The following is a 4,457-nucleotide window of genomic DNA, read 5'->3' as shown; positions in this document are numbered from 1 at the left end:
ACTTAAAAAATATGGAGATATCCAGGTAAAAGAGTGGGACGATGTCTTTACGAAATAAATTTAACCGAAACTAAATACAAAAGCGCTGTTCTTGAGGAATGGCGCTTTTTTTATTGCTTTTGGCTTCTTTTAGTTATTTTTGAATATTAGATAAACGCCCACACTGCCATGAAATTTTTTTCGAATAAAACTATCCTTTTCATAATTCTTTTGGTTGCTATCACCACGAGGTTTTATCATTTTACGGAAATTCCCTTTACCCATGATGAATTTAGTGCCCTGTTTCGTACCGATTTTGATACTTTTAGTGAATTAATTGATCAGGGTGTACGCAATGATGGCCACCCAGCAGGTATACAGGTCTTTCTTTTTTATTGGACAAAAATGGTCGGCCAAGCTCCGTGGCTTGTAAAACTACCATTTTTAATTTTTGGCATTCTCTCAGTTTTGCTCATCTTTTTAATAGGCCGGAAGTGGTATAATGCTACCGTTGCGCTGCTTTCAGCTGCTTTTATGGCAATCTTGCAATATCCGGTAATGTACAGCCAAATTGCCCGACCCTATATCAGCGGTTTATTTTTTACCCTTGCAATGGTGTGGTTCTGGACGTTGATAATTAAAAAACCGGGTATGAGTTTTTGGAAAAATGCCCTGGGTTTAATTATCGCCAGTACCCTCTGTGCCTATAATCACCATTTCAGCCTCTTAATGGCTGGTATTGTGTGGGCTACAGGATTGTTGTTGATTAAAAGAGCGCTATTAGTGAAATACATTATTGCCGGCGCAATTGTTATTCTGCTTTATTTACCACATCTGGGAATTTTCTTGCATCAATTGAGTTTGGGTGGAATAGAGGGGTGGCTCTCCAAACCCGACAATGATTTTATATTAAAATATTTGGGATATATTTTCCACTTCTCTCTAATGTTTACAGGTATTACAGTATTTATTGTACTTATTCCATTACTTTCAGGCAAATTTAATTTGAAATTTAATTATAAGTTCTGGCTCTTTACTGCGTGGTTTTTGCTACCCCTGGTCATTGGATTTTTGTACTCAAGGTACATCAATGCGGTTATTCAATATTCTGTGCTAATTTTTAGCTTTCCTTTTTTGTTTTTTGCCATTTTCGGACATATCAAAAATCAGAAAAAATGGATCAATGGGGCACTGGTTGCTCTCATACTGATCTCTGGTTTGTACACGCTCATAGAAAAACGGAAGCACTATGAAGTATTCTACAATAATGCACACGAACATATTGTAATTGATAATCCCAATGCAGGAAACACAGAAAATAAAACCCTTGCAATTATTCATGCCGACAAAGAGATTAATAAATATTATGAAAATAAGTACGGTTATGATTTAGACTATGTCAGATACAATGATTTTAATACACAGGGAGCATTCATTTCATTTCTGAAAAAGCAGAGCCACAAATACAAACAGGTCTATTTTGGCGGTTTGTCATCAAGTTCTGCCATAATTATACCTATAATACAAAGCTATTTTCCAAAAGTGTTGTGGCACAATACTTATCATGGAGGAGATACCTACCTTTTTTCACAGGAAACAGGTGCCGATAGGAATGTGATTGCTACTATGACCTTTGATAAAAAAGAAAAGTATGGTTGGAAAGGCATCAAAAAGAAAGGTATGACAAGGGCAACTGATGATTCCACAAATTCTGTATATCACATGAAACCCGATATGGAATGGGGGCCGGGGTATACACTTTTACTTGATACTGTGCTGACCAATCAAAATAACTTTATCGATGCCACAATTCAGTTTAATATTAAAACAAAACCCAACGAAATGCTTTTTGTGCTTAATGTGAAAGATGGCGACGAAACCATTTTCTGGAAAGCACGGCCATTTGAGCAGTTTATAACAAACAACGATTCTATGCAGTGGTATACGGCATTTCACTCTGCAAAACTTTCAGACATACGATTGAATGGTGGTGAGTTGCATGTTCGTTTCTCTATTTGGAATAAAGGGAAAAATGATATTTGGCTCGATAATTTTAAGGTTTCCTATCGCACAGGGAACCCCCGGATTTATGGGCTTATTGAGCCGATTTAATTGCATAATGCGTGCAACCGCCTGAAAATGATTATATTTATGCTTTAATACAAAATTCCTATCATGAAAAATTTAATAACAATTTTAATTATTTTGATATCTGTAAGTTGTAATTCTTTAAAAGAAAAAGTAGATCTGATCGTAAAAAACGCAACTATTTATACGGTTGATTCTGGTTTCTCTAAGGCCACTGCAATGGTTGTAAACAATGGTGAAATTGTGGCAGTCGGAGATAAAACACTTTTATCAGAGTACGAAGCAAAAAAAGAATTGAACCTTAAAGGAAAATATGTGTATCCGGGATTAATTGATGCACATTGCCATTTTTATGGGTATAGCATGAATTTAAGGCAAATCGATTTACGCGGTACACAGTCATTTGATGCTATCCTTGAAAAATTGCAATTATGGAATGTAGCTCACAAAGCAAGCTGGATTCTTGGCAGGGGCTGGGATCAAAACGACTGGCCGGTGAAGAAATTTCCTACCAATGAGGTGCTAAATAAACTTTTCCCTGAAAAACCTGTCTTTTTGCGCCGTGTGGACGGGCATGCTGCCATTGTCAATGATAAAGCACTTGCAATTGCAGGAATTGATGCCAATACAAAAGTAGATGGCGGTGAAATTATAACCGAAAACGGCAAACCCACTGGTATACTCATCGACAACGCACTTGAACTGGTGCGTCAGCATATCGATGCACCACAATTAAGCGAAAAGGTAAAATATATCAATCAGGGTGCTCAAAATTGCTATGCCGCTGGATTAACTACTGTGGCAGATGCCGGATTGTTTTATGACGATATCAATTTGATTGACTCGATGCAGCGCACCAACGAGTTGAAAATGCAGGTGTATGCCATGCTTTCTCCAACAGAGAAGAATTTTAAGCAATTCATGGAACATGGGGTTTACAGAACCAAACGCATGCATGTGCATTCAGTTAAACTATATGCCGATGGTGCGCTGGGTTCACGAGGAGCCTGTATGATTGAGCCATATAGCGATGATCCGGATAATTACGGGCTTATTATAACCAATCCTGAAAAAATGGAACATATTGCACGTCGTGCATTTAATCATGGTTACCAGGTGAACACACATGCCATTGGCGATTCGGCTAATCGGTTGGTACTGGACTTATATGGAAAAATATTGTCTGAAAAGAATGATCGCCGATGGCGCATTGAACATGCTCAGGTTGTCAATCCTGAAGACATTCATATGTTTGGCAAGTATGATATTATACCAGCAGTGAATACAACACATGCTACTTCAGATATGTACTGGGCTGGTGAAAGACTGGGTAAAGAGAGACTGAAGCACGCCTATGCTTACAAAGATTTATTGCAGCAAAATGGTTGGCTATGTAATGGCAGTGATTTTCCTGTCGAGCATATTGATCCGTTATACGGTTTTTATGCAGCAGTGGCCAGGCAAGACTTTGAGGGTTTTCCACCCGATGGTTTTCAGATGGAAAACTCATTAAACAGGGTAGAAGCACTTAAAGCCATGACAATTTGGGCTGCTAAAAGTATTTTTGAAGAAGACCGTAAAGGTTCGCTTGAGCCAGGTAAACAAGCAGATTTTGTTGTACTTGATGAAGATATTATGAATATTGATTTTGAGCGTATTCCAAAAGTAAAGAACCTTGCTACATTTATTCAGGGAGAGAATGTTTTTAACGCGGATAAGGTCAATTAATATAATTTATCTGTCAACTTGTTAATAAGGGTTTAACATTGTTATTTCGTGGCAATAAAAAAGGGTGGTCAGTAGACCACCCCCAAAAACAAGTCATGAAAACAGCTTATATTACCCCTCGCAATTGATCATCGGAAGTAGAACCTCCCGATAATGTTGCATTCAAAAATAAGCAAACTAAATACCAAAACAAAATAAATCTGCTTTTTTTAATGATTTTTTACTTTTTAGCATGAAAAAAGGGTGGTCTGATAGACCACCCCAAAAACAAGTCATGAAAACAGCTTATATTACCCCTCGCAATTGATCACTAAAGGATTTAGTGATGTTGCACTTTTAAGAAAACAAATCCTGTACCAAAAAAATATTTTGCGAGTTAAATTTGACTTTTTTTTGAAAAAATGGGTGCACTTTGCACCCATTTAAAATAACGTTTAATATGTAGATTATCGTTTGATTATTCTTTCAACACCTACATTGTTGTTGCTCTGAACTCTTACGAAGTATGTGCCCTCAGTAAGGTCGCTGATGTTTAAACTCAGCTTGTCGGCATTTGCTGCGCGCTGAATTACGATTTGACCCTGTGCATTAAATATTTCAACCTTTTCAATGCTACTGTCTGAAGCAATGTTCAAACGGTCACTGGTTGGGTTTGGATAAAC

Annotated in this window: 3 protein-coding genes; 2 read left to right on the top strand and 1 reads right to left on the bottom strand. The window is 37.4% G+C overall.

Annotated elements, in window-relative coordinates:
• Positions 1-168 precede the first annotated feature (168 nt).
• Together VJ937_RS10735 and VJ937_RS10730 are read left to right on the top strand one after the other, a co-directional pair.
• Positions 169-2,091, top strand: a complete 1,923-nt coding sequence (locus tag VJ937_RS10735; protein WP_324066937.1) for a glycosyltransferase family 39 protein — start codon at positions 169-171, stop codon at positions 2,089-2,091.
• A 63-nt stretch (positions 2,092-2,154) separates the two neighbouring features.
• Entirely contained in the window at positions 2,155-3,795 is a 1,641-nt protein-coding gene (locus tag VJ937_RS10730) for an amidohydrolase (protein ID WP_324066935.1), read from the top strand.
• A 446-nt stretch (positions 3,796-4,241) separates the two neighbouring features.
• On the opposite strand, the gene VJ937_RS10725 is transcribed toward VJ937_RS10730, so the two are convergent.
• Positions 4,242-4,457 (bottom strand): T9SS type A sorting domain-containing protein (locus VJ937_RS10725; protein WP_324066932.1); only part of this gene is annotated, 216 nt, incomplete at its 5' end.

This window comes from Salinivirga sp., from assembly GCF_035268865.1.
Classification (GTDB): Bacteria; Bacteroidota; Bacteroidia; order Bacteroidales; family Salinivirgaceae; genus Salinivirga.
The sequence above is the reverse complement of the archived record's forward strand: the minus strand, read 5'-3'. Positions and strand labels throughout refer to the sequence as shown.

Excerpts from the sequence above, each read along its gene's own strand:
- VJ937_RS10735 (WP_324066937.1), top strand. The coding sequence starts at position 169 with ATGAAATTTTTTTCGAATAAAACTATCCTTTTCATAATTCTTTTGGTT.
- VJ937_RS10730 (WP_324066935.1), top strand. The coding sequence starts at position 2,155 with ATGAAAAATTTAATAACAATTTTAATTATTTTGATATCTGTAAGTTGT.